The organism is Mesobacillus sp. AQ2 (genome assembly GCF_030122805.1).
In the GTDB taxonomy this organism is placed as follows: Bacteria; Bacillota; Bacilli; order Bacillales; family Cytobacillaceae; genus Mesobacillus; species Mesobacillus oceanisediminis_A.
Genome location: NZ_CP126080.1, coordinates 565,567 through 589,479, shown reverse-complemented (window position 1 = coordinate 589,479; position 23,913 = coordinate 565,567). Strand labels below are relative to the sequence as shown.

The window sequence follows — 23,913 nt, the reverse complement described above, 5'->3', positions numbered from 1 at the left end:
AGCCATGTAGCCAAGGAAAAAAGAAGCATGACAATGCTCATTTCAGCCTGTACGCGAGATTATACGGCTAGATTCCTAGATTCTTACAATTCACAGGACACCAAAAACGTCCCCTTGCCTTCTCACATTGCCCCTGTAAATTTTATTTTTCAATGAACATATATTTAAGTTTCAACAAACCATTTTTTAGGTAAAAGTATCTAAAACTTTCATCTCAGGAGGAGTCTTATTTGGCTAATGAAGAAATAGTCATTTATCAAGGAAAAGAATATATCATTGTGCATCAGTATGATTCAGGCTATGTAGAAATCAGAATGCTAAAAAGCAGGAGTATTGAACTGGTACACGAGTCAGAATTAAAATCGCGCAACTAATTCTGATTCCTGGAAAAATGGTGATTTCATAAAATAAGACGGAGGTACAATGTCTCTTTTTACACGCAAAAGATACCCTTACGAGGCCTCGAATACTAGCCAAAAGGTATCTTCATGGGGGAAAGGTGCACTTATGAAGACTCAACACCGTGCATAAGGGGCTCTTTATGGGCGAAAGGTGCCCTTATGTGACCTCATTACCCTGCATAAGGGTCTCTTTATGAGCGAATGGTGCCCTTATGAAGCTTCAACACCCTGCATAAGGGTCTCTTTATGCATGAAAGGTGCCCTTATGAGGCTTCAACACCGTGCATAAGGGTCTCTTTATGAGCGAATGGTGCCCTTATGTGACGTCATTACCCTGCATAAGGGTCTCTTTATGGGCGAAAGGTGCCCTTATGTGACGTCATTACCCTGCATAAGGGTCTCTTTATAGGCGAAAGGTACCCTTATGAAGCCTCAACACCGTGCATAAGGGTCTCTTTATGAGCGAATGGTGCCCTTATGTGACCTCATTACCCTGCATAAGAGTCTCTTTATGAGCGAATGGTGCCCTTATGTGACGTCATTACCCTGCATAAGGGTCTCTTTATGCATGAAAGGTGCCCTTATGAGGCTTCAACACCGTGCATAAGGGTCTCTTTATGCATGAAAGGTGCCCTTATGAAGCCTCAACACCGTGCATAAGGGTCTCTTTATGAGCGAAAGGTACCCTTATGAAGCCTCAACACTATGCATAAGGGTCTCTTATACGCAAATAAACTCCCTTATGAGACCTCGAATACCAGAAACGTCCCCTTGTCGCACTCTTATCACATAAATAATCAACAAAAAACCAGCAGTAGCCCCCGCTGGTTTCATCTGATCATTTTGTTTTATAAAACCTGTCCCTAACCCTTTTTAAACGGGCATGATACCTAAGGATATCAAGCCTTGCTTTTTCAGCTTCAGGCGCGATTGGCCGCAGCTTTTCAATTTCCCAGTAGTCCACGATGACATCAAGTACCTGATCAAAATACTCGAGTGGGCCGTAATTGGCTTCCTTGGCAATGATGGACATCCGGTCTTCAAAGTCAGGCATGACGGCACCTGGCATTTTGAAATTCATGATGACATTCCCCAGGTAGTAACAGTAATTAGGCTCCAATTGCAGATGATATTTTATGACATCCCGGTAAAAAGCATAATGCAAGGTCTCGTCCTTTGCCAGGCGCCGCAGCAGGCTGGACAAATCCCGATCGTGCGGCCCTGCTACCTTTGCCACATTATTATAAAAAACCATGGTGGCCAGCTCCTGCAGAGATGTATAAACCATCGTCTCAAATGGCGTATGGAAGTCAGGGTTCCAGCCATTTTCCACGGTTTGCTTATGCAGCTGATGAAGCCTGTCCGGATTGACATTACGCGTGATTAGCAGATATGTTTCTAGAAGGTTTGAATGCTGATCCTCTTCTGCTGTCCAGGTATGGACGAAATCCTTGATGACCGTTAATGATCCTTTGAAGGTCTGATCCAGATAAGAGGTGAACCACGGCAGATTCACTTCTGTTAAGAGAGCTGTTTCAACAGCCGTAATTACAGATGCAGGCAGGGTTACCTGGCTTTCGTCCCATGGAACACGTCTGAAATCCTGTGCCTTATCCCATGGCAGAAATTCGTGATAGCCCCAGTCTATCTTCTCCGCCCTTTTCTTATGTTCTTCATATAATTCTCTGACCTTTGGTTCAAGTCTGAAATCTAAATGGTTAGTTAGCAAAGTACACCCTCCATGACGAATAAAGTTTGTTTCATAAACCGAAATCCAATCCTGAAAACCTTTTACAACTAACTTATAGGACCTGTTACTAATTTAATTCAACTATATCACATTAACACTATAGAAAACTAAAATTTAAATTCTTCTATATAATTTTGGGACTTTTAGCCCTCTGTTACTCAATGGAGGTTTCAGGTCTGATACCTTACTAACGACGCGGCGAAAAAGAGATTAAATGACTGCATTGTGTTATATGGGATTTGCCATTTATGATGTATATATGGAACTCATCACATATGAAGTCATTTCAATTTCTGTATTCTTCTTGGTCGTAACCAGGATAGAAACATTAAGGGGAGAAAAATATGATTAATTATCACAATCGTACATTTGTATCAATTGATAATACTGCTAACGGCGAAGTATCTTCAAAAACAACCTTTAGATATAAGCAAGAAGGGAATATTATCTCAGCAACGTACAGTGGAGGAGAAATTGTCAAAGGCTTACTAATTGGTATTGTTAATGAAGATGGATGTTTAGAGTTTAGGTATAACCACATTAATAGAAAAAATGAAATTAGAGGAGGAGAATGTGTATCAACTCCTGAAATCCTGTCTAACGGTCGGATCAGGCTGTTTGAGAAATGGAAATGGCTAGATGCAGAACAAACTGAGGGAAATTCAATTATTGAGGAAGTTGTAATTTAAATTCATTAAATAGCGAGAGGTCATTTTCAGTCTTTCGGATTTTAGTTACCCAACAAAAAAAACCCCTTGATATCGTTAAAATCAAAGGGCTTACCCACCTTAATTATGTGCCTTTTCTAGAGCTAGTTTTATCCCAAAACCTATCAGTATTGCACCTGTGATTCCTTCAATAATATTTTGTGTTTTAGGTTTTTTCATAAAAGCGCTAATTTGATTGATTAAGGAGACATAAAGCACAAACCAAACCGCAGTCAATACAGTATAAGTGATGCCCATCATAAGGAACGGAATAAAGGTATTACTTCCAGGTTCCACGAACTGAGGCAAAAAGGTTAAGAAAAAGACAGCCACTTTGGGATTTAGAATATTGGTAAGGAAACCTTGTTTAAAACAGGATGCGTTTTCAGGGTGGGTTTTGGTGATCACTTCAGCGGTGGCTGCTTCTTCTTTTTTTCTCAAAGACCATAAGGTTCTGACACCAAGATAAATTAAGTAAACTGCACCTGCGAATTTGAAGATAGAAAATAATAACGCTGATTTTACAATGATTGCCGAAAGTCCTAATACAGCAGCAGAAGTGTGGATCATAAGGGCGCAACAAGTGCCTAAAACTGTTTTAAATCCTCCGATTCTCCCAATGGCAATTGTATTTTTTGTCGCAATGGCAGTATCGGGACCAGGTAAAATAATGAGAAAAATACACATGAGGACAAACAGATAAAAGTTTTCCATATAACTACCCCCTTTTGGTTAACGATAATATGTAATTCTTACACTGTATTATATATAAACCGTATTATTAAATGAATATAAATCTTTTGAAAGTTCAGATGGTTTTACCCGGGAAGGATCAGCATCTTATGTATCGACATCCTTCAGGCCTGGTTTGTTGAAGGAGAATTCCCGTTTTAAGCGAATTAGAATTTCAGATAGTCCTAACACGCATACTGGGTTTAAAAATATCAGGAATAGAAGAGGTGTGAGATATGAAGATAAAAAGAATCGATCATGTAAGTATAAATGTAAATGATCTAACAGAGGCTAAGGCGTTTTTTATTGATTTAGGACTTGAAGTGCAGGCGGAATGGGAAATGGCTGGAGAACAGTTGGACAGAATAGTTGGGCTAAATGATGTTAAAACGACATGTGTAGGACTTGGGATGCCAGATGGTCAGGTATGGATAGAGTTAGTCAAATTTCATACACCATCCGATGAAAAAGGGATTCAGCAACCTTTTGCTAATACGCTAGGTATCCAACATATTTGCTTCTCTGTTGAAGATATTGAAGCCATTGTTGCCAAATTGAAAAATAGGGGCACTGAAATCTTTAGTGAGATCCAGCAATATGAAGAAAGTTATAAGCTATGCTACGTTCGGGGTCCAGAGGGAATTATTTTAGAATTAGCGGAGAAAATTGGATAAATCTTTTAAAAAGTTTCTCCTCAACTAGCGGGTTTACCAAACCCTTTAGATTCTATGCAATATAACAGCCGGCAAAAAAACAGCATGCTAAATCCTATGCGATTTAACATGCTATTCCGGTTGTTATTTCTTTTATCATAATCCCTAATAAGGACTAGCAGCTGTAAAAGTAAACGGTACATTTGCTCCCGAATATAATCCGACATACACATAGCGTGTGCCGCCAGGGATGACCCCTGTTTCGTCAGCCCCAGATGTAGCGACACTTCCAATCAACTCAAAGTTTTTATTATAGAAGTAGACATCATAGTCATATGACCCGTCATTGCTTCCTTTTAGTGTGAAGTTATGGATGCCATCCCCATATTGCTCTGGAAGGGTCACAACATATCCATCTGCCCCCTGGGATGCCGGCTCTGGGTTTTGCGTTGTCACGAACTCATTCTCTGTAACGGCGAGAGTCGCTGGTACACCTGCCAGACTTCCGATTCCTGTTCCTGCATTCCCTGCCTGAACCATGCCTTCAGCTGCAAACGATGCTTCTGGTTCTAGTTTAAGCGGTTCAATCTTGGATTTTTGCTCAGAGAAGGCTTGCACTTCAGCCACTTGAACGAAGCCTTTTGCATTGTCCTGCGCATCATGTGCGACAAATTTAAGGTATTTTGCCTCAACTGGCTGCGGAAGATCGATTCCCTGGTAGTGAAGGTCGGCTACCGTTGGTCTTGGCTTCCCGGCTTCAAACTTTCCTTTCCAGACGGTTGTGAAGTTTTCACCGTCAATTGACGTCTGCAGGCTGAAGTTTTTCAATGTGGCAAATCGTGAACCTGAGATATCCTTCATGGCACTCACTTGAACATGAGAAATTTCCACTGGCTCATCTCCCGCAAGGTCAACGGTGAAGTCCGCACCAAGGAACCCATTTTCCTGCGTATTTGATGCGAACACACTGGCTTCCGTGTCGTCAATCGCAAACTTAACCGGGTTGCTGTCCGATGATCCAGATACGTTGGAAATCGCTGCCCCGTTAAAGGACGAAGCGACGTTTGGCCCAATGGTGAACGTTAAACGGTTCTTCTCCCCTGCCTTGATGGCTACATCACGAATGGTCCTGGATCCGAAGCCTTTTGCCTGAATCGTAATGTCGTAGGTTCCTTCTGTTATATATGCCCCAAAGTCACCCTTTTGCCCGGATATCGCAATTGGGCTTGTTCTTGCCTCGAATTCACCGATGATGATTCGTGCATCCTTGATCGGTTTATTCGTAGCAGCGTTAACGACCTTACCAATTAACTGTCCATTTCGCTGTCCATCTGGATGGTTGAACCCAGGAACTGGATCCGTATCATCACCGCCCTTGGATAATGCATTGGCCCCTAAGCCCCGTTGTGCGAATGCGGTCCATAGAGCTTCATAGTGCTTTCCATCATAGCGTTCAAAATCTGCTGCGATGATGGCGGTTCTCATGTCTTCCATTGATGGGTCAGGAACGGAGATTGGCATCGCATCCATGACAAGATGCTCGATGACTGATTCTGCTTCCGTTTTCCCTAGTCTATCAATCAATGTATCTCTTACATGCCATAAAATCGATGCCCAAATATCGCCGTCTGAGTGAACCTCTGGGCCGCCGACATCATAGCCAACATCCCCATAATTGTATGGTGCCTCATCAAGTGCATAACTGCGGATGCCTCGTTCTGCGTTCCCTGTCACATATGCTCCAACAATTGGCTTTTCCTGCAATCCTTTTTTAACAAGATAGTGCATTCCAAAGAAGTCGCCCCAGCCTTCTCCCATCGAACCTGATTGATGGCTGCCGAGTGCTTCCCCGCCGGCAACGAAACGATTCGTCAACGCATGGGCGTATTCATGATAAATGATTCCGGCGTCAAAATCTCCGTCTGCATATTGCCCTTCAAATGACCCTGGAATCGGTTCCCAAAGGAACATTCCACTCCAAGCCGGTATTCCATCTGGCAGTGTCAGCATGTAGGCATTATCTCGCCCCGTATATGTTGGCTCCCCTCCTGACAGCGCTCCTGCCTGAACAAGTCCCAAGACTGCATCACCGTCCACTCCGCCTTTTCCGAAGTTGGAAAGCTGCAGGTTGCCAGCCGCCTCTGTCCATCCAAGATTATAGAAATAGTCGTGGAACAGATTATGATGGTAAAACAAGTTCGTCGCTGCACTGTTTAAGTCCTCGGCATAGGATGGTGGTGTCGTTTGCCCGTTTGTTTTTTGCCAGGCGTTTTTAAATATGAAGCTAAAATCGCCATCTAATGCAAGTGGACGGACAGCCTGATCCGCGGGGACTAAAAAGTTGCTCCAATTCGCATACGAGTTGGCATTGTTTCCGAATGTCGTCAATCCCAGGCTTGTGCCCGGAATGAGCCAGCCTTTTGGTGACGCCTTTGGATCTCCTTTAAATGACTTCGCAACCTGTGTTCCGCCAGCTGGCGCACCAGGATAGTTCTCAAAGATGAGTCCCTCTGTTTCAAGTAGATAATCAACTAAGGAACGCTGATATAAAAGCTTGCCGTTTGCGGCATCGATCACCATCTCAAAGCCTTCATTCAGCTCCTTGATGAAAAGCACCCGAAACGCTGGCCGGACACCATCCTCCGTTATAAAGGTTGCCTTCTTCACACGCTGCTCAGCCGGCAGTACCTCTCCTCCATCAAAAACGGCCCAGCCGTTTTCCGTACGCAACAGCTTTGAAACAAAGCTTACGCCTGGCAATTCCAGATCCACTGCTTTCTTTAACGCATCCGCTTCTGAAAGCTGGAAGTCTGCAATCAGGCTTGTTTTACGGCTTAGATTTCCGGCTGCGGAAAGGATTTGGCCATCTTTATTGACGGCGATGATCACACGCCCTCCGTACACTGACTCAATGCCATCAAATGTCTGCTGGAGGGTAACGGGACGCAACCCAGTTCCTGGCATTTCGAAATTTTTGCTTACCACAAATGAGTCGATGTCCGAGGGCTGAAGACCATATAGCGCTGCATTTTCCTTTAACCAGTTGCGGGCAATCGTCTCAGCGCTCTCATTAGAAGGAGCTGTTAAATATCCATTTTCTTTAATAACGGTTGATGGGGTGCCAAACAGGTTGTTCCACTTAATCTTCGTTCCGGAACCGATTGATTGAATCAGTTTGTTAGCCGCATCAAGTTGATTCTGGTTCGGCAGAACAGTGTTTACCACATTTCGGACATCATACAGATGGGACTCATGATCCTCTTGGATTCCCTCTGCGGTCACAGGGCCTTTTACTTCATCAGCATGGATACCGCTTGTTAACAAAACCTGGCCAGCCAGCAGCGTCGAACATACAGCCGTCACGAGCTTCCGTTTTTTCATCTATACATAACCCTCCTCGAAAAATCTTGTTTCAAGGAAAGAATACGTGAGTCTCCTCTGTTTTACCTCTCACGCAAGGGCAAAATACATACTATAGGTCATGAAAATACTACTAAGAAACTATGGAGGATAGGACTTGTGGATAGGTCACAGAGACGGTTTGCGCCGGGGCAACCGGACGGTTCTCAGTCCCCTATGTCTCACACGCTTTCCAAGCAGCTTAATTAGCTGGTAAACTATTCATAAATCTTTTATGAACGGAAGGAGCAGCACTTTGAAAAAGCACGGGATTATATCACTGGGCGAAGTAATCGTTGATTTGATCGCAACGGATTTCTCCAATACAACGTTTCAGCGATTATTAGGGGGAGCCACTGTTAATGTGGCAGTCGGGGTTAGCAGACATGGCATTCCATCGTATTATTTATGCAAATTGGGAAGGGATGAGAGCAGTAAATTTGTTGAGAGCGAATTAACGAAGGAAAAGGTTGATCTTTCTTTTTGTTCTTATGATTCGAATAAAGAAATTTGCTCGGTTTATATCTACTTAAACGAGCTGGGAGAACGTTATTTCCACTCGTATGTGAACGAAACGCCTGATGAGTGGATCACTGCAGGGGAACTTGATAACGGCCCTTTTCAAAAAAGTAAGCTATTTTACTTTGGATCTGGCACTCTTTTTCACCCTATTGCCAGAAAAACAACGGAACAGGCTATCCACTATGCAAGAGAAGAAAATTTGAACATTGCATTCGATACCAATATCCGGCTGAAGCGATGGGAAGGTGAGAGCCAGTGCAGAGAAACGATTCTTTCCTTTGTTCAAAAAGCCGATATCGTAAAAATGACGGAAGAAGAATTGCAATTTTTAACAGAAACAGACACTCTTGAAACCGGTTTAGAGTATATTGCACAATTGAAGATCCCTTTCCTATTTGTCACTAGAGGAAAGGACGGCGCATACGCCATACATAAAAATAGGATCGTACATGTCCCTGGAATTCCGGTAAAGGCGATTGACACAACAGGTGCCGGTGACGCGTTCATGGCGGCCCTTCTATCCCGTTTTCATGACAATGGTATCCCTAACAATGAAGCTGAATTAAAGGAGTATACTGAGTTTGCCAATAAAGCCGGTGCACTTTCTGCCACTAAGTTGGGGGCTTTATAAAGAGTCTGTTCTCCACTTTACGGTTGGTCTCTGTCTTCTCTATTACAATTTACAAAACAACCAGTACATGCGGAATTATGAGAAGCCGGATGCGTGCCCATTACTGAAAGATGTCCTTATGTAAACTCTAAGCCTCATCAAAGGGTATTTTCACCCCCGAATGATACCCTTATCTGGCTTCAAACTCACCTCAAAGGGTACCTTTACCCCTGAATGGTACCCTTATGTGACCTCATACCGCTTCCAAAGGGTATCTTTATCCCTGAAAGGTACCCTTATGTGACCTCAAATCCCTCCCAAAGGGTATCTCTATCCCTAAAAGATACCCTTATGTGACCACGAACCCTTCCCAAAGGGTATCTTTACCCCCTAAATACACCCTAATGCGGCCTCAAATCCCCAAAACAAAAGCCCTCCTAATCATTAATGATCAAGGAGAGCCTATTTTAAACTTAAGCAATCTTTACTTTCAATAACCTCTCCATAGCCATATGCAAGTCCGAGGTTACCGGGATGTCCGAAACATTAACGCCTAAATTAACCATGGTTTGCGCGATCTCTGGGCGAATACCAGAGAGTATTGTATTTATTCCTAACAGTGACAATGCTCTTACTACTTTGAAGATCCTGTCAGCAACCATGGTATCAATAATCGGCACACCCGAGAGGTCAATGATTAAATGTTCCAATGAATATTCACTGCTTTTCATCAGAGCTTTGTTCATCAATTCTTGAGCTCTCTGGGTATCTATATCCCCTATAATAGGGAGTACGCCAATCTTATCTGAAATTTTAATGACTGGAATGGACAATTCCAGCGCAGAGGCTTCTGCTACATTAATTCGAGTGTAGAACATTCGTGTGTAGGATATGCTTAACCAATGTACAGCGCGGTCAACTACGGCATCAAAGTCAGATAATAATTCATAAAAGTCGGCTATTGGCAAATTAAGCTCAATCGCTTCATCCTTGATTATGTGTCCTATAAGGTTTCTATAGTCTCTGACTTCATCGAGAGCAATCTCCAGCGGAAGGTTGTAGTTCACTAACGTATCTACTGCTTCCCGCCCCCATTCCTTTAATACTTCGAATGTAGTTTCTAAATCACTCGCAACAGAAAGTGCATATATGTCAACGATATTCTCACGCCACTCTTGTAGCTGGGAGTCAATTCTGGTTGATGTTTGGTGGGAATTCAGCTGAGTTTTGTGTTTAATGAGCCGTTGTTTCTCTAAAAGAATCTTATCAGATATTTTTTGAAGAAAATCAACTTGTGTTTGTTCGCTCATGGTTTCTCACTCCCTAAAAAGGTATTGTCTATTTAAGGGTAACATATAAGCTGATTAGGATAAATATTTGGTTATTTGTACCAATTGCTTTTTTGCCTCCATTCCATAAAAAAGAAGCACAAAATCGTCCTTGTGCTTCTACAGCCCTCTATAAAATTGGCAATGTGATTGTCACGGTTGTACCTTCGTTGAGTTTGCTTTGAATGGTCAGCTGTCCTTTATGGACTTCGATTAATTTCTTGCAAATCATCCATCCAAGCCCGATTCCTTTTTCATGATTGGCAAAGTGGGGTTCTCCAAGTGTTTTCAGTCTTTCGGGACTGATTCCTTTTCCGTTATCTTTGATATTTATAAGGACTAAGTCATTTTCGGTGACTGCTTCCACTACTACTTTTGCAAATGGAAGATTTTCGATTGAATCCATTGCGTTTTCAATTAAGTTATTCAATATATCGATCATCTGCTGTTCGTTGCCAAGCAGCTTCGTCTCTCGTGTCAATCCCGTTGCATTCAGGCTTAACCTGGATTCTGCATCCCGATTTTTATAGACAGCTTCTTCCAGCAAGTCGACTATTACGACTGGATTCAACTGTGAATTCCCATTCTTGCCTAGCTGCAATATTTGCTCAATAAACTTTTCAATATTAAGAATCTCTAATTCCATCAATTGATAATAATGATCAGGAATCCGATCATTCATCAATTGCAGGAACCCTTTAATACTTGTAAGCGGGTTTCGCACCTCATGGGCGATACCGGCTGCAAGGTTTTGCAGCATCAACAGCTTTTTTTGCTTTTGCAATAGCTCTTCTCTTTCTTTTAAATATGTGATGTCCTCTGCAACGCCAGCAATCCTTGTCATGTGGCTGTCAGTATTCCTGACATAAAAGACTCTTTCCTTAATCCAGCGGCGCTCTCCATTTGGAAGTTTAATATTATAAGAGACCATCTTCCCGTTTTCATCGGCACTATCAATATTATCTTGTTCGATTTTATAAGACTCCAAGGGTGACAAATCATGATGTGAGATAGTTTGTGGGGAGATCCCGATTAATTTCTCAAAACCAGGACTGATGTAGGTAAAACACTCTGATGTAATGTCTTTGATCCAGAAAATATCGCTTATATTTTCTGCGAGCTGCCTGAACTTTTCCTCACTTTGAACGAACGATTGGATTGCTTCCCTTCTTAATGAAACATCTCTTGCAAATACTAGTGAGCCTGTTTGATTATTCATAGAGATTTGTGTCGCATGAACCTCCAAAAATAGGATCGTACCATCAAGGCAAATGAACTTTTCTTCCAAAACGCCAATATTTCTATTTACATGAAGCTGAGCAATCCGCTGTTTGACTATTCCATGATATTCATGGTGAATGAAGTCATAAATAGATTTGCCAATAAAATCATAGGCTGAATCTCCTTTCAGCAATTTCACGCCTGCGGGATTCATGTATTCCACTTTTTCATCCTGCTGGACAAAAATCATTTCAGGAGAGTGCTCAATCAGCTTCTGATAAAGATCCTGGCTTGCCTTCAGATCCTTTTTAAGGGTGTTCTCGGCCGTGATATCCCTTGCAACCCCAAGAATGGAGAGAATGGTACCGTCATCATTTCTAATAGGAGAAACAGAAACGTGAAAGTCGACTGACTTGCCATTGATCTCCATCTCGCATTCATAAATATAGGAAGAACCATTAAAAGCAGCATCCATGGCAGCTTTGTGCTTGGAGTCAGGTGTAAATCTCACTACATCTTCTACTCGTTTCCCGATAATTCTATTTCCTTCCGGATGATGACGATCCATCCACTTCCCATACAAACCAGTATAGATATGATCTGTATTGACTGTGAAAATCAGCTCATCCATGGCTTGAATCAATGTATCGAAGCGGTGTTCAGCCTCTCTATAATGAGGTTCGTCCATTAAAGTGGCCGTCATATCTGAAATGGTGATGATCGAATATTTCCAATCTCCCTGAGTATCACAAACGACACTCTTGCTTAATTCAAACAACCTGATGGTCTCTTCATTGCGGACCCTGCATTGAAACAAATGAGTTTCACAAAGCTCCTCATCAAATAAAAATTGATCCATCATACCGTCTTCATCTTCTGAAAGAATCTGTAAAAATGGACTTAATGTGTTTTTTCCGATTAGCATACTTGGCTCTATATGAAGCTTTTCACTTAAACTCTTATTTAGAAACATAATTTCCTGTTGGGAATTAATAATTAAAATCCCTGTCGAAACACCATCCAAAAGAGAATAGTCCGTCAGTTCCATTACTGCTTTTACATCATTCATCGTATAACACTCCCTCTGCTTTCCGCGCTCCTGCCCAAATCGTAGCAACGGGAGTTAGATTATTTGTGATGACTCATCGTAAAATTTTATGTAAATGTTTAGGTGATGAAACTGAATGTAATTATGATGGCTGTCTATTACACGAACCATTGCCCCTATCATAACACACTAAGTATAGAACGAAAGCTTAATCACAATAATTATTGGAATCTTGCGAAAAACTTACGAAAACTCATCATTTCTACTTTCCATTGCCTAAAAAACACTGGATTTGTCCTCATAATGCCATAAATTTAATAAGAATTATTCCCTTCCAAAAATAGAAAAATTAACCTTACAAAACCTTAACATTCAATTTACAATCTGTCGGTATACTAAATTTAATAGGTCGATAGTATCATAATTGGAGGTAATGATTTTGAAGTTTACCACAAGATTTTCATCTTTCACCCTGGGCACTCGCCTTCTGTTCTTATTCCTCTCCCTGCTGATGGTTTCGGTCATCACCGTGGGTGTCAGTTCCTATGTGAAAGCAAGGGATATGGCTGTTGAGACGGTCGAGCACCGCCTTGGAAGAGAAGCGCAATTAATCGGATTCATAGCCGAGAATTTGAAGTTTGTGTATGTAAGTGACGAAGAATATTTCAAACAACAGCTTGAGGCCAATGTCCGCTTACAGCAGAAAACTCTTAAGGATGATGGAATGGTTTCAGATTTCTTTTATATTCGAGAAGGAAAAGCTGCTCCTTTCAACGCAAGCAAAAAGTCTGCATTTACCTTTTCTGATAAGCAAATTCAATCCATCCAAAAATACAGGAACGGGGTGCTCCACTCCGAATTCAATGGAGACGACTACACGATTGCTTTTAATGAAATGAAAGAAATCAACGGGATTTATGTGATTGTGATTCCTACCAGTACATATATGGGACCCGTTAACGAAATGGCCTATTTTACGATCATCGTCATCATAATAAGTCTATTAGCAGCGACGATCATGATCAGTCTGTTTGTCAAAAAACTGACGAAGCCTTTGAACGAGCTTCGGAATACGATGAAAAAAGTCCGCGATGGCCATCTGCAAAGCGCTCCCGTCATACGGACCTCAATCCCGGAAATCAACTCTTTGCAAAAAAGCTACAACAGCATGATTGAGCAGATGATGAAAATGGTTACGGAACTGTCTGCAACGACAAAAGAGTTAAGCAATACCGGCAATTCGCTGATGGATTCTTCCCAAAGCTCGCTGGCAAGCAGTCAGCAGCTCGTCGCAGCCATCCATCTTGTCAAAACGGGAGCAGAACAAACCGCAGCCAGCTCAGAGACAAGCGTTCGAAGCTTTACTGATATGAAGGATATGATTGAAGCAATGGTAACGAATATGGACAGTGTGTTGAGCAGTGCGGCCACAATGAATACTTCCGCGGCCAGCGGCGAAAAAAACCTGAGGGAGTTAATCACAATGATTCACTCTTTTGAAACAGACTTCAAACAATTAGCCAGCACAGTCCGCCAGGTAAAAGAATACTCGCATTCGATTACGAAACTTGTTGGCATGGTAAAGGCGATTGCTGATCAGACAAGACTGCTCGCGCTCAATGCCTCGATTGAAGCAGCCCGGGCTGGGGAAGCTGGAAAAGGCTTTGCTGTTGTTGCCAATGAAGTCGGCAGTCTCGCCGAACAATCCGCAAAAACGGCTGAGGAAATTACCCAGGCCATCGGAAAAATGGAGAAGATTACGGTAGGTGCCACCACAGAATTTGATGAGATTCACACGAAAATCAATACAAATTTATCGATGGCAAGCAGCTCACAAACTTCCTTCGACGAACTGATGAACGGGATATCCGCCGTGAGCAGCAGGATTCATTCTATGCAAAATGAACTAAAAGACCTTGAGAACACCCTTCCGCAACTAGCTGAAGGAGCCGACCGCTTCCTTTCCGTCTCTCAGGAAACCCTGGCAAGCGCAGAAGAAATGCTAGTAGCAAGTGAGGGCCAAGTCGACCAGATGGAAGCGACTGATCAAATCGGCATGAAGCTGAATAGCCTGGCCACGTCATTATCTGAAATCACCAATCAGTTCAGCCTTGAAGGCAAAGCCTGATCCATTGAGATCGGGTTTTTCTTTTAATAAATAACTGAATCTTCTTAAAAAATTCTTAATAATTCACCTGCATCTTCTTAATATCCTTCCTATACTCTATTGGTAATCGTTCCTATTAATCTAAAGGAGGATTCACCAATGAAAAGCAATCTTTCTGCAGAAGAACAAGAGAAATTAACTGACTTAAAGTTACAATTAATGAATGCCCTTGACCAAGATGAACGGCACTCCATTTTGAAAGAAATTGAACAATTGCTCAACAAAGCGAAATATCGGCATAGATTCGTGAAGACGCTGGAGAGAAACTGGGATCATTCCCAGGTCTCATTCGGAAACCAAAATCGTTAAGAGCCCGCGACAAATTTTAGAGGATAGCGAAATGGCTATCCTCCTTCTTCTATATGTTTTATGAAAGAGACTTTTCAAGTTCTCTAAGTTTTCGTTATGTCAGCCTTAACCATCCAATCTTTACGGATATTGAATGTCTAAAGCGGCCTCATCAGACTTTGTCTCTTTTCGAATGTTGCGATTTCTGTGACACCTTTTCCCATCAGCATGCTTTTGATTTGATCCGAGTAAATTCCAAGATCGTTCGGAAAATGTGAATCGGATGACATCGTGAACTTTACGCCTTCTGCGACCAATACATCCAAAAACCGGGGGCTTGGGCACATTTCCCTGACCGGGTATCGATAATACAGGCCAGGGTTGATTTCAGTCGCAACATCATTTTCAACCAAGACCCTCGCCACTTCTTTATACATTCCCAATAAGGATTCTTCGTCTGGACGATGATTGAATACTTTCATATTGTCAAGATGGGCAATAAAGTCGAACATCTTGCTTTGTGCTGCCTTTTTCACCGTTTCAAAATGTTCCTTGTATAGCTGAACTAGATCATATTCCTGGAATGTATCCTGAAGCTCGGGGTTATCAAATCCCCACCCTTGATGGAAGTGAACAGATCCAATAATATAGTCGAAATCATAACCGCTTAAAAGTGACTGCAGCTCTGCTTCTCCGCCGACAAAATAGTCTGCTTCGATTCCGAGTTTCAATTGTACTCCCTTTGCTGCCCATGCTTCTTTCTGGGAATTGATGAAACTGACAAACTCATCGAGGCTTCTGACCATCACCTGGTCCAGCCATTTGGCCTGTTTGCTGCCTGCTTCACTTGATGATACATCCATGAACTTTCTGAAGTAGGCTTCTGTTTCCTTGAATCGGTACAAATGATCCACGATCCCTACTTCTTTTATTCCTTTATTTAAAGCTTCCTGCAGGTAAAGGTCCAGCCACCATTGGGAGTATTCCCCTTCAGCTAACCGTCTGCTTATTCTCGCCATACTTTCATTCAGCCATTGTTTTGAATGCCGCATTTCCCCATTTGGTTCAAAATGCTCCATTGCCTTTAAAGTCTTGTCCACAAAAGAAAGGGAGTACGGACCTTCTTCAAGATGGATATGATAGTCTACTTTCATGATTCCCATCCTTTCTCCATGATGGATCCACGTTGATCCATTCATATCGATTCTGATGCCAGTCATCCGGCTTTTCTTGATCGCAAATAATTTTGGTCAGGTTGGTAATCGGTCCTATTTCAAACAGGGATTTTTTATTCAGTTTTGAGGAATCTGTCAGGAGGATGGCTTCGCGGCTGCACTTCATCATTACCTCTGATACGAGTGATTCCTCGATATCAAAGTCATATACAGCCTCCTTAGTCAGTCCGCCGCAGGATATGAAGCTTTTATTCAAATTAAATCTTCTTAAAAATTCAACTGTGTACGTTCCTTTGACGGATAGCTGGTAAGGATTCGTGACACCCGGAAGCATGATGACCTCCGCAGTGATCCTTCCTTCCTCAATCGCCAGATTAAATCGATTGGCTGCACTCAAAGAGTTCGTCACAATTGTCAGTCCATGCACATCTTCCAGCATATCTGCTATATGCACAGTAGTCGTGCCTACATCCACACCAATGGTATCGCCATCTTGAATCATTCCTGCCGCATATCTGGCAATTTGCTTCTTTTCTTCAAGGTGAAGGGACAGCTTTTTGGCATAGACCATCTCTTTTTCCACTGAACTAAAAGCTACGGCCCCGCCGTGAACCCGGCTGACCTTTTCATTCATTTCCAGTTCAGCTAAATCCCTGCGGATCGTTTCCGGCGTCACTTCAAGGCAACTCGCTAATTCTGTCACCCACACTTTTTCCTGCTTTTGCAATTGTTCTAAAATGAAGTAATGGCGCTGATTTTTATTCATTTCACTGCCCTCTATCAATCTATATTTCTGCTATCCCTCAATCGCGACAATGTGATCCTGATGGATATACAATTCTGTCTCCTGATCCAGTTCCCTCTTATCCAGGTCACGATTCAGCAGATCAACTGTCAGCTTCACTGAACCAGTATTGTAATAGCAGCGAATGGTACTTCCCAATGTAATCGCATGTTCCAGCTTCCCTTGAAAACGGATGGCCTTTTCGCCCATCATCGGTTCGAGACTGATCGTTTCACTGCGGATCGCATATTTGTTGTTTCCAAGTTTCGGAGAAAAAGTGGAATCCAATTGTTTCAACTCGCCAGCTGATAAAATATTGTAATTTCCGATGAAGGTTGCGACAAAGTTAGTTTTCGGCTTGGCATACAGTTCCGAAGGGCTTTCCTGCTGAACGATCTTCCCTTCACTCATGACGAAAATCCGGTCTGATAAAATCATCGCTTCTTCCTGGTCATGTGTCACAAAAATCATCGTGATTCCGAGCTTCTTCTGCAGCGATCGAATATCCATCTGCAGCTGTTTCCTGATTTTTGCATCCAGGGCACTTAAAGGCTCATCTAATAATAACACTTTTGGTTCCGTCACAAGGGAACGGGCTAACGAAATCCGCTGCTGCTGTCCGCCTGATAGCTGCTCAGGATAATAATCGGCCTTATCCTCCAAATTCACTAATTGCAAGGCAGCCAATACTTTTTCCTTAATGACTGACTTTGCCAGCTTTTTAACCGATAGGCCAAACGCGATATTCTCATAGACTGTCATATTAGGGAAAAGCGCATACGATTGAAACACCATCCCTACATTCCGATCCTTTGGCGCCCGATCACTGATTTCTTCTCCGTCCAGATATACTTCTCCTTCCTGGAACGTTTCCAAACCAGCTATAACACGAAGCAGGGTGGACTTTCCGCATCCACTTGGACCAAGTAATGTAATCAATTCACCTTTTTCAATCGAAAGAGAGATATCTTTCAAGACTTTGTTTTCACCATAGCTAAGAGATAAATGATCGATTGCGATAAAGTTCATATTCTCTGCCTCTTTTCTTTTTTGACTCCGATTTTTAAAATGGACACAGATTTTAATGGTTCTGCAAGCGATATTCTGTCGGCTCTTTTGCCAGGAACTTGTTTGCGGTTTGAATTCTTCCGGCCTCTTCTATCCGGAGAGGTTAAATACGTAATCACCAGGCTGATCAGGATTAACAGGATAAAATAAGCGACCATCACGGAACTTGCCAGGTGGCCATTCTCATTCATCCTTCTAAGCATATAAATCCGGATCGTTTCATAACGGCCGCCAATCAATAGATTCGTAAGGACAAACTCTCCAAAAAAGCTCGAAAAGATCAATAAAGTCGTAATCAGCAAGCCCAGCCGAATGTTCGGCAGGATGATTCTGATGAAGGATGTAAATCGATTGGCTCCCAGAATTTCGGCGGCTTCGATTAATTTTTTCGTTTGGATGCTCTCAAGACTATTGCGGACACCCTGGTACATGAAGGGCAAGGAGCCAATAAACAAAGCGCCTACCAGAACCAAATACATCGGGATCACTGAACCGGAATACATCCTGAGCAGCCCCGTAGCTAAAATGACCCCAGGTATGGCATATGGCATCAGGACCAGGCCTTTCATGAATTGATCCACCTTTGGGAAGTACGTATACACCAGGAATACGGTCGGCACCATCACAACTAGTACCACTGCCAATGTCGTGAACGTTAAGGTAAAGGACCGTACGACAGCTGAAATGAAATTTGGATCCTCGATCAGCTGGATAAACCATTTAAAGGTGAAATCATTCGGCAGCATCGTGTTGGACCACTTTGTCGATGTTGCATAAAAGAAAGTAGAGACAAACGGGAAAAGCATATACAATCCAAAAAGGGCGAGGATCAGGTAACTGATGTAATGTGTTTTCTTTGTCTTCATGCCAGATCCCTCCTGACTTTCTTCAGAAGCATTTGTGACAGGGCCAGAATCGCCATCATGATGACGGCAAACAGGACAGCCAGCGTACTGCCAATCACAGGCCGCGCATAAATATCACCTGATACAAGTGCAGCAATCCGGATGGTGACCAGGTTGATATTGCTGCCGGTCAAGGCATAAGCCGTTTCATACGTGCCCATCCCATTGGCAAACATAATGACGAAGGTTCCCGCAATACTTGGCATAATACTAGGCAGTCCAACCTTTCGCCAGTAAGTCCCGCTTGAAGCTCCCAGCATGAAAGCAGCTTCCTTCCACTCTCTTTTGATTTTTTTCAGTGAAGGATAAATAAAGAGAATCCCGAGCGGAATTTGGAAATATAGGTACGTGAGCGCCAACCCCTGCCATGAATAGAGCTTGAATCCGTTGATCAGCGGGAGGTTCGCATCTTTAAGAAATAGAGTGAACACCCCTGAATTTCCAAGAAGGATGATAAAGGCGAATGCCAGTGGAACACCGGCAAAATTTGCTGCTACATTGATATACACAGTCAGTTTATCCTGGACCTTTTCCGGCAGATTCGTCATCGCATAAGAGACAATAATCGCCAATACAAGCCCGGCAACAGCAGAGAACAGAGAAATCAATCCGCTGTTCAAAAAGGACTGTGAATAAAAGGAATTGGTCAAGACTTCTATATAATTGTCTAGCGTAAAGCCTCCTGTGGATTCGCTCGTAAAACTTGATGTAATCATGAGCGCCATAGGAATCACTAAAAACATCACAGTCATGAGAAAGAACGGGACCAATAGCAGTATCGTTTTACGCGATTGTTTCCTTTTCAACTGAATCCTCCTCGCTTTCCAATACACCCCAGTCTAGTTCCTGCATCTTATGCCCTTTTTCAATCCCAAGCATGTTGCAGACAAGCGGAGCTAATTGAAGCTGTTCGACCACTTTTGAACCAATATGCGGTCTGATACAATCCGAAAATAGGAATAACGGAACCTCACGATGTTCAGGCATAGTGCCGCCGTGATTTCCGAAGTCATCCATTCCGTGATCGGAAGTGACCAGGATTTGATAACCCATTTCCATCCAGATTGGCAGATAGACTCCTAATATCGTATCGATTCGATTGACCGCCTGACGGTATTGAATGGAATTCCCAGTATGCTTGTGTCCTTCATCATCAATATTCATCGAATGCACATACATGAAATCAGGCTCGCAGGTGGAAATGATATGATGAGCATCCTGAAAAAGGTGTGAATCCGGATAAGTATCATCCGAATAAAAGATTCCATGCTGGATATTTCTTGATTCGTCATGCTGGATCCGATCCTCGAGCATCGAGTAAGGCGCCCGGTTATACAGCTCACTTACCCAGTGGTAAGCAGCCGCGCCAGTCTTCATCCCCGCCTCTCTTGCCAGGGAAAAAATGCTTTGCTCTTTCGACCTTTGGACAGAATAATTGGTAGAAATCCCATTTTCATGTGTGGGAACACCTGTCAGCAATACTTCATATAATGGCCTCGAATTACTGGGCGTTTCAGATTGCACCTTAAAACGGCTGGCCAGTTTCTTTTCAACGAAATGATTTAAAAATCCTAATTGCTGGATGGCAGTGTCGTAACGACAGCCATCCAACGTAATCATGATTACTTTATTATTTGGCATTGACTAACACCTCTTGTTGCCATAACTGAGGTAATTCCATGGCAGTTTGATCCCATGCACTGTAGTCTTTTACTGGCTTGGCATTCTCATATGCCTTATCCGGCAGAAGCTTTGCCTGAACTTCTTCCGGCAGCTCCACATCACGGATCGGACGAGCATACCCTTTTGCCAGGTTGGTTTGGCCTTCATCCGATAAAATGTATTCTCTCGCTAACTTCGCTGCATTCGGATGCGGAGCATTTTTGTTAATCACTGTTGTATACCCGCTCACTACTGAACCATCTGTTGGAATCGTCACTTCAAAACGCTCCGGATCGATTTGGTCTCGATAGTTCAATCCATTAAAGTCCCATACGATCGCAACATCGATTTCCCCTTTTTCTAAATTTGCCACACTGACATCAGCGGAGGTCAAGCGGCCCTCTTTTGCAATTCCCTTAAAATAATCAACGCCCGGTTTGATGTTTGTTTCATCCCCGCCATTCGCAAGTGCTGCAGCCAGCACACCGAATTGCGCCTGGGTTGCTTTTGTCACGTCCCCAGTGGAAATGCTATAGTCTCCATTCGCAAGTTCTTTCCACGAAGTTGGTGCTTTATCAACATTTTGCTTATCCGTAATGAAAGCAATTGTCCCTGTATAACTTAACATCCAGTCGCCGTTATCATCCTTCGCCCATTCAGGGACTTCATCCCAATAGGAAGTTTTGTACGGCATTGTCAATCCTTTCTTTTCTGCCAGCGGCCCAAAGTTAATGCCAACATCCCCAATATCTGCTGTGCCATTCTTTCCCTCTGATTCGAATTTCGCCAACTCTTCCGCACTTGACATGTCCGTATCAGATTGAGTAATTCCGTATTCAGCTTCAATTTGGTCCCAAGTGTCAATCCAGTTCGCCCAAGTATCAGGCATCCCGACACTTGCGATCTCCCCTTCTGTTTTCGCTTTTTCAATGATCGTATCAACAGAATCTTTTTCATTCACATTCGACGCAGCACTTTTATCATCACTATTTCCACAACCTGCTAACGCTAAAGAAATCATTCCTATTCCAACTGCTGCCTTAAATTTTGTCAATTTCATGATAACCTCTCCCTGTCTTTGTTTTTTTCATTCAATCGATCTTCGACACCAAACAACTCCGGCGCCCCTATGTTTGAAAATCTTCGGACATTCATAACGCACCTTAGTGGAAACGAATACTGATTGCCCCCTTACGTCAGAAGTTGAAAATGAAATTCTTTTCTCGTAATCAGACATGTTTTTGCTTTATGTTTGTTTCATGTCTGTTTACACCTATAAATCTATCAACCAAATATAAAGCAGACATTTATCGTACATTAACATTATGTAAAAGATTATTAAGGTTGATTAACAATCTTTCCTATCAGTCCTGGATGCGATGCACTGCTCCATCCACCTTTTTCAAGAAATATGACATGTTGTTACATTGACATATGACACTGTGTCATATATTATTTAACTATAATATGACACAGTGTCACATCCCTAAACTGAGGTGATTACCATCCCTAAGCAAACGTTTTTTAATTTGCCAGAGCCTAAAAGGAAAAAGCTTATTGAATCAGCAGAAACCGAGTTCACCAGGGCTCCCCTTTTCGAAGCGTCCATCGCGAATATTGTGAAAGAAGCGGGAATATCGAGGGGCAGCTTTTATCAATATTTCGAGGATAAAGACGATTTATATTTCTATTTATTAGAGGATAAATTGAAAATGGCCAAAATCTATTTCAGCGCATTATTGGAAAAACATCAGGGTGACTTAATCGAGGCACTGATTGAACTCCAGAATTACTTCTTGCTTGCCTTATCAGATGAAGAAGAGAAGCAATTTTTAAAAAATGCCCTGCTCTACACCACAAATAGAGTCGAAAGCTCTTTTACAAGTATCTGGGATGCCTATCTGGAAAAAGAGGAATATAAGAAGATTGGGAAACTGATTGATCGAAAACTTTTGAATATCCATGCAGAAAAAGAGCTGCTGCATATCTTCAAAGTCGTCTCTGCGTTGGCCTTTAACAACTTAATTGAAAAAACGGTAAAGGGCTTATCGGATGAAGAGGCAATTGAATCGTTCAAACTTAGCATGAGTTTGCTGAAACACGGAATCTACCATTCGGAGGTGCACGATAAATGACTGTAACGATTTATGGATTAGGATGCAGATCAACGAAGAAAGCAAGAAAGTGGATGATCAATAACAAAATCCCTTTCGTCGAAAGGAATATGATGGAGGAGCCTTTAACGGTTCGTGAACTTCAGGAACTGCTGCGGATGACAACGGATGGCACGGATGACATTATCTCTAAGAGATCCCTTCCATACAAGACCCTTAATATCGATTTTGACAAACTTTCCTTAATTGAGTTACTGGAGATTGTCCATCAACATCCACGGTTATTAAAAAGCCCGCTGATCGTGGATAACAAGAAGCTTCAAGTTGGGTATAACGAGGAGGAAATCCGCCAGTTCCTTCCGAGGAAGGTTCGTAAATTCCAGTGGCTGCAATGGAAAATGGAACATTTATACCCTCTCGAGGGATAGCAGGAAACTGAATTTCAAACTTCAAGGAGCAGTGTACAAATGGAGGAATTGACTCAGCAGTATACCATCAATCCTAAAAAATTGCGGAACGACCTAAAAAGGTTTTCGTTACTCTATAAATTCGCATTGGATGAAATGAATACCAAAATCAATATTTTAAAAGAAGAATTCATCCACATTCATGATTACAATCCAATCGAACATTGCAATTCAAGAATTAAATCACCCGAGAGCATCATGAAAAAACTGCAAAGGAAGAACCTTGAGTTTTCAATTGGATCGATCAGGGAGAATATCAAAGACATAGCCGGAATCCGGATCATCTGTCCCTTCATTACGGATGTTTATAAAATAAGCCAGATGATTGAAAAACAACAGGACATAGAGCTGGTTGAACGAAAGGATTATATCAAAAATCCAAAACCAAACGGTTATCAGAGTCTCCATCTCATTATTAAAATTCCGGTTTTCATGTCTGACCGAGTCGAAATGGTCTTTGTCGAATTGCAGATCCGTACCATCGCCATGGATTTCTGGGCCAGTCTCGAGCATAAAATTTACTATAAGTATGATAAGGAGATTCCGGAAAGGATTAAAAAGGATCTTAAGGACGCAGCCCTTTCCGCTGCTGAACTGGATTTGAAAATGGAGAGGATCAATAATGAAGTCGCCCATTTAAAAGGGCAGGATGATGCAACTGAAGACCTTCTTCTTTTACAAAAGAACAATGTCCGATCCTTCCTTAATGGGTTTTTGGTGGAGGTACCTAAAGACTTAAAAAGGTAGGTCGTCTCAACTCTCGCGAAGCAATGGATAATCCCTTGCTTCTTTTTGCCCTTCAGCCCGCGGGACGCACCGTCAGCTATCCCTCCCTAAAAACAGAAGCATAAGTTTCATCCCTTTGCTTTAAGATATAAGAGAATTAGCTTTTCTGTTGGGATCCTTAAATTC

The 23,913-nt window shown here is 42.4% G+C and carries 21 protein-coding genes; 9 read left to right on the top strand and 12 right to left on the bottom strand.

Annotated elements, in window-relative coordinates; genetic code table 11:
* Window positions 1–230: 230 nt before the first annotated feature.
* Window positions 231–374, top strand: coding sequence for a hypothetical protein (locus QNH36_RS03010; protein WP_186326687.1), 144 nt, complete (start codon window positions 231–233; stop codon window positions 372–374).
* A gap of 865 nt (window positions 375–1,239) precedes the next feature.
* Here the strand turns inward: QNH36_RS03010 and QNH36_RS03005 are convergent.
* Complete coding sequence (locus QNH36_RS03005) at window positions 1,240–2,130, bottom strand: acyl-ACP desaturase (RefSeq protein WP_144475495.1); 891 nt, start codon at window positions 2,128–2,130, stop codon at window positions 1,240–1,242.
* Window positions 2,131–2,495: 365 nt separating this feature from the next.
* Between QNH36_RS03005 and QNH36_RS03000 the strand changes: the two genes are divergently transcribed.
* Window positions 2,496–2,840: an avidin-fold protein gene (locus QNH36_RS03000; RefSeq protein WP_283904635.1), complete on the top strand. Its 345-nt coding sequence runs from the start codon at window positions 2,496–2,498 to the stop codon at window positions 2,838–2,840.
* Window positions 2,841–2,939: 99 nt separating this feature from the next.
* Here the strand turns inward: QNH36_RS03000 and QNH36_RS02995 are convergent, their stop codons facing one another.
* Entirely contained in the window at window positions 2,940–3,572 is a 633-nt protein-coding gene (locus QNH36_RS02995) for a LysE family translocator (RefSeq protein ID WP_283904634.1), read from the bottom strand.
* Between the two features lie 254 nt (window positions 3,573–3,826).
* On the opposite strand from QNH36_RS02995, the gene QNH36_RS02990 reads away from it, so the two are divergent.
* A complete protein-coding gene (locus QNH36_RS02990) occupies window positions 3,827–4,264 on the top strand; it encodes a VOC family protein (RefSeq protein WP_283904633.1) in 438 nt (145 codons plus the stop codon).
* A 144-nt stretch (window positions 4,265–4,408) separates the two neighbouring features.
* On the opposite strand, the gene QNH36_RS02985 is transcribed toward QNH36_RS02990, so the two are convergent.
* Window positions 4,409–7,624 (bottom strand): M36 family metallopeptidase, encoded by a 3,216-nt coding sequence (locus QNH36_RS02985; RefSeq protein WP_283904632.1) that lies wholly within the window; start codon window positions 7,622–7,624, stop codon window positions 4,409–4,411.
* Between the two features lie 274 nt (window positions 7,625–7,898).
* On the opposite strand from QNH36_RS02985, the gene QNH36_RS02980 reads away from it, so the two are divergent.
* Window positions 7,899–8,795 (top strand): carbohydrate kinase family protein, encoded by an 897-nt coding sequence (locus QNH36_RS02980; protein ID WP_283904631.1) that lies wholly within the window; start codon window positions 7,899–7,901, stop codon window positions 8,793–8,795.
* Window positions 8,796–9,247: 452 nt separating this feature from the next.
* Here the strand turns inward: QNH36_RS02980 and QNH36_RS02975 are convergent, their stop codons facing one another.
* Both QNH36_RS02975 and QNH36_RS02970 read right to left on the bottom strand, forming a co-directional pair.
* Window positions 9,248–10,084, bottom strand: coding sequence for an STAS domain-containing protein (locus tag QNH36_RS02975; RefSeq protein ID WP_144475500.1), 837 nt, complete (start codon window positions 10,082–10,084; stop codon window positions 9,248–9,250).
* A gap of 148 nt (window positions 10,085–10,232) precedes the next feature.
* A complete protein-coding gene (locus tag QNH36_RS02970; protein WP_144475501.1) occupies window positions 10,233–12,392 on the bottom strand; it encodes a PAS domain-containing sensor histidine kinase in 2,160 nt (719 codons plus the stop codon).
* 418 nt (window positions 12,393–12,810) lie between these two features.
* Here QNH36_RS02970 and QNH36_RS02965 point away from each other — a divergent pair, with 418 nt between their 5' ends.
* Window positions 12,811–14,499 (top strand): methyl-accepting chemotaxis protein, encoded by a 1,689-nt coding sequence (locus QNH36_RS02965; protein WP_260983537.1) that lies wholly within the window; start codon window positions 12,811–12,813, stop codon window positions 14,497–14,499.
* A 138-nt stretch (window positions 14,500–14,637) separates the two neighbouring features.
* A complete protein-coding gene (locus tag QNH36_RS02960; protein WP_144475503.1) occupies window positions 14,638–14,847 on the top strand; it encodes a hypothetical protein in 210 nt (69 codons plus the stop codon).
* A 137-nt stretch (window positions 14,848–14,984) separates the two neighbouring features.
* Here the strand turns inward: QNH36_RS02960 and QNH36_RS02955 are convergent, their stop codons facing one another.
* The 7 genes from QNH36_RS02955 to QNH36_RS02925 are packed head-to-tail and all read right to left on the bottom strand — an operon-like array spanning window position 14,985 to window position 21,480.
* Window positions 14,985–15,980, bottom strand: a complete 996-nt coding sequence (locus tag QNH36_RS02955) for a histidinol phosphate phosphatase domain-containing protein (protein WP_144475504.1) — start codon at window positions 15,978–15,980, stop codon at window positions 14,985–14,987.
* Complete coding sequence (locus tag QNH36_RS02950) at window positions 15,952–16,767, bottom strand: DeoR/GlpR family DNA-binding transcription regulator (protein ID WP_144475505.1); 816 nt, start codon at window positions 16,765–16,767, stop codon at window positions 15,952–15,954. Before QNH36_RS02950 ends, QNH36_RS02955 begins: the two co-directional genes overlap by 29 nt.
* Before the next feature lie 30 nt (window positions 16,768–16,797).
* Window positions 16,798–17,814, bottom strand: a complete 1,017-nt coding sequence (locus tag QNH36_RS02945) for an ABC transporter ATP-binding protein (protein ID WP_144475506.1) — start codon at window positions 17,812–17,814, stop codon at window positions 16,798–16,800.
* Window positions 17,811–18,719 carry an ABC transporter permease gene (locus QNH36_RS02940; RefSeq protein ID WP_144475507.1) on the bottom strand — a complete coding sequence of 303 codons (909 nt, stop codon included), beginning with the start codon at window positions 18,717–18,719 and terminating at the stop codon, window positions 17,811–17,813. The genes QNH36_RS02945 and QNH36_RS02940 overlap by 4 nt, the downstream gene beginning before the upstream one ends.
* Window positions 18,716–19,564: an ABC transporter permease gene (locus tag QNH36_RS02935; RefSeq protein ID WP_260983538.1), complete on the bottom strand. Its 849-nt coding sequence runs from the start codon at window positions 19,562–19,564 to the stop codon at window positions 18,716–18,718. The genes QNH36_RS02940 and QNH36_RS02935 overlap by 4 nt, the downstream gene beginning before the upstream one ends.
* Entirely contained in the window at window positions 19,542–20,399 is an 858-nt protein-coding gene (locus tag QNH36_RS02930) for an alkaline phosphatase family protein (protein WP_144475508.1), read from the bottom strand. The genes QNH36_RS02935 and QNH36_RS02930 overlap by 23 nt, the downstream gene beginning before the upstream one ends.
* Entirely contained in the window at window positions 20,389–21,480 is a 1,092-nt protein-coding gene (locus QNH36_RS02925; RefSeq protein ID WP_144475509.1) for an ABC transporter substrate-binding protein, read from the bottom strand. The genes QNH36_RS02930 and QNH36_RS02925 overlap by 11 nt, the downstream gene beginning before the upstream one ends.
* A 469-nt stretch (window positions 21,481–21,949) precedes the next feature.
* Here QNH36_RS02925 and QNH36_RS02920 point away from each other — a divergent pair, with 469 nt between their 5' ends.
* From QNH36_RS02920 to QNH36_RS02910, 3 genes are read left to right on the top strand one after another with little or no spacing between them, the layout of a single operon-like run.
* Window positions 21,950–22,555, top strand: a complete 606-nt coding sequence (locus QNH36_RS02920) for a TetR/AcrR family transcriptional regulator (protein WP_251543632.1) — start codon at window positions 21,950–21,952, stop codon at window positions 22,553–22,555.
* Window positions 22,552–22,962 carry a transcriptional regulator Spx gene (gene spx / locus QNH36_RS02915; protein WP_144475510.1) on the top strand — a complete coding sequence of 137 codons (411 nt, stop codon included), beginning with the start codon at window positions 22,552–22,554 and terminating at the stop codon, window positions 22,960–22,962. The genes QNH36_RS02920 and spx overlap by 4 nt, the downstream gene beginning before the upstream one ends.
* Window positions 22,963–23,001: 39 nt before the next feature.
* On the top strand, window positions 23,002–23,748 hold the full coding sequence (locus QNH36_RS02910) for a GTP pyrophosphokinase (protein WP_144475511.1): 747 nt from the start codon (window positions 23,002–23,004) through the stop codon (window positions 23,746–23,748).
* Window positions 23,749–23,913 lie beyond the last annotated feature (165 nt).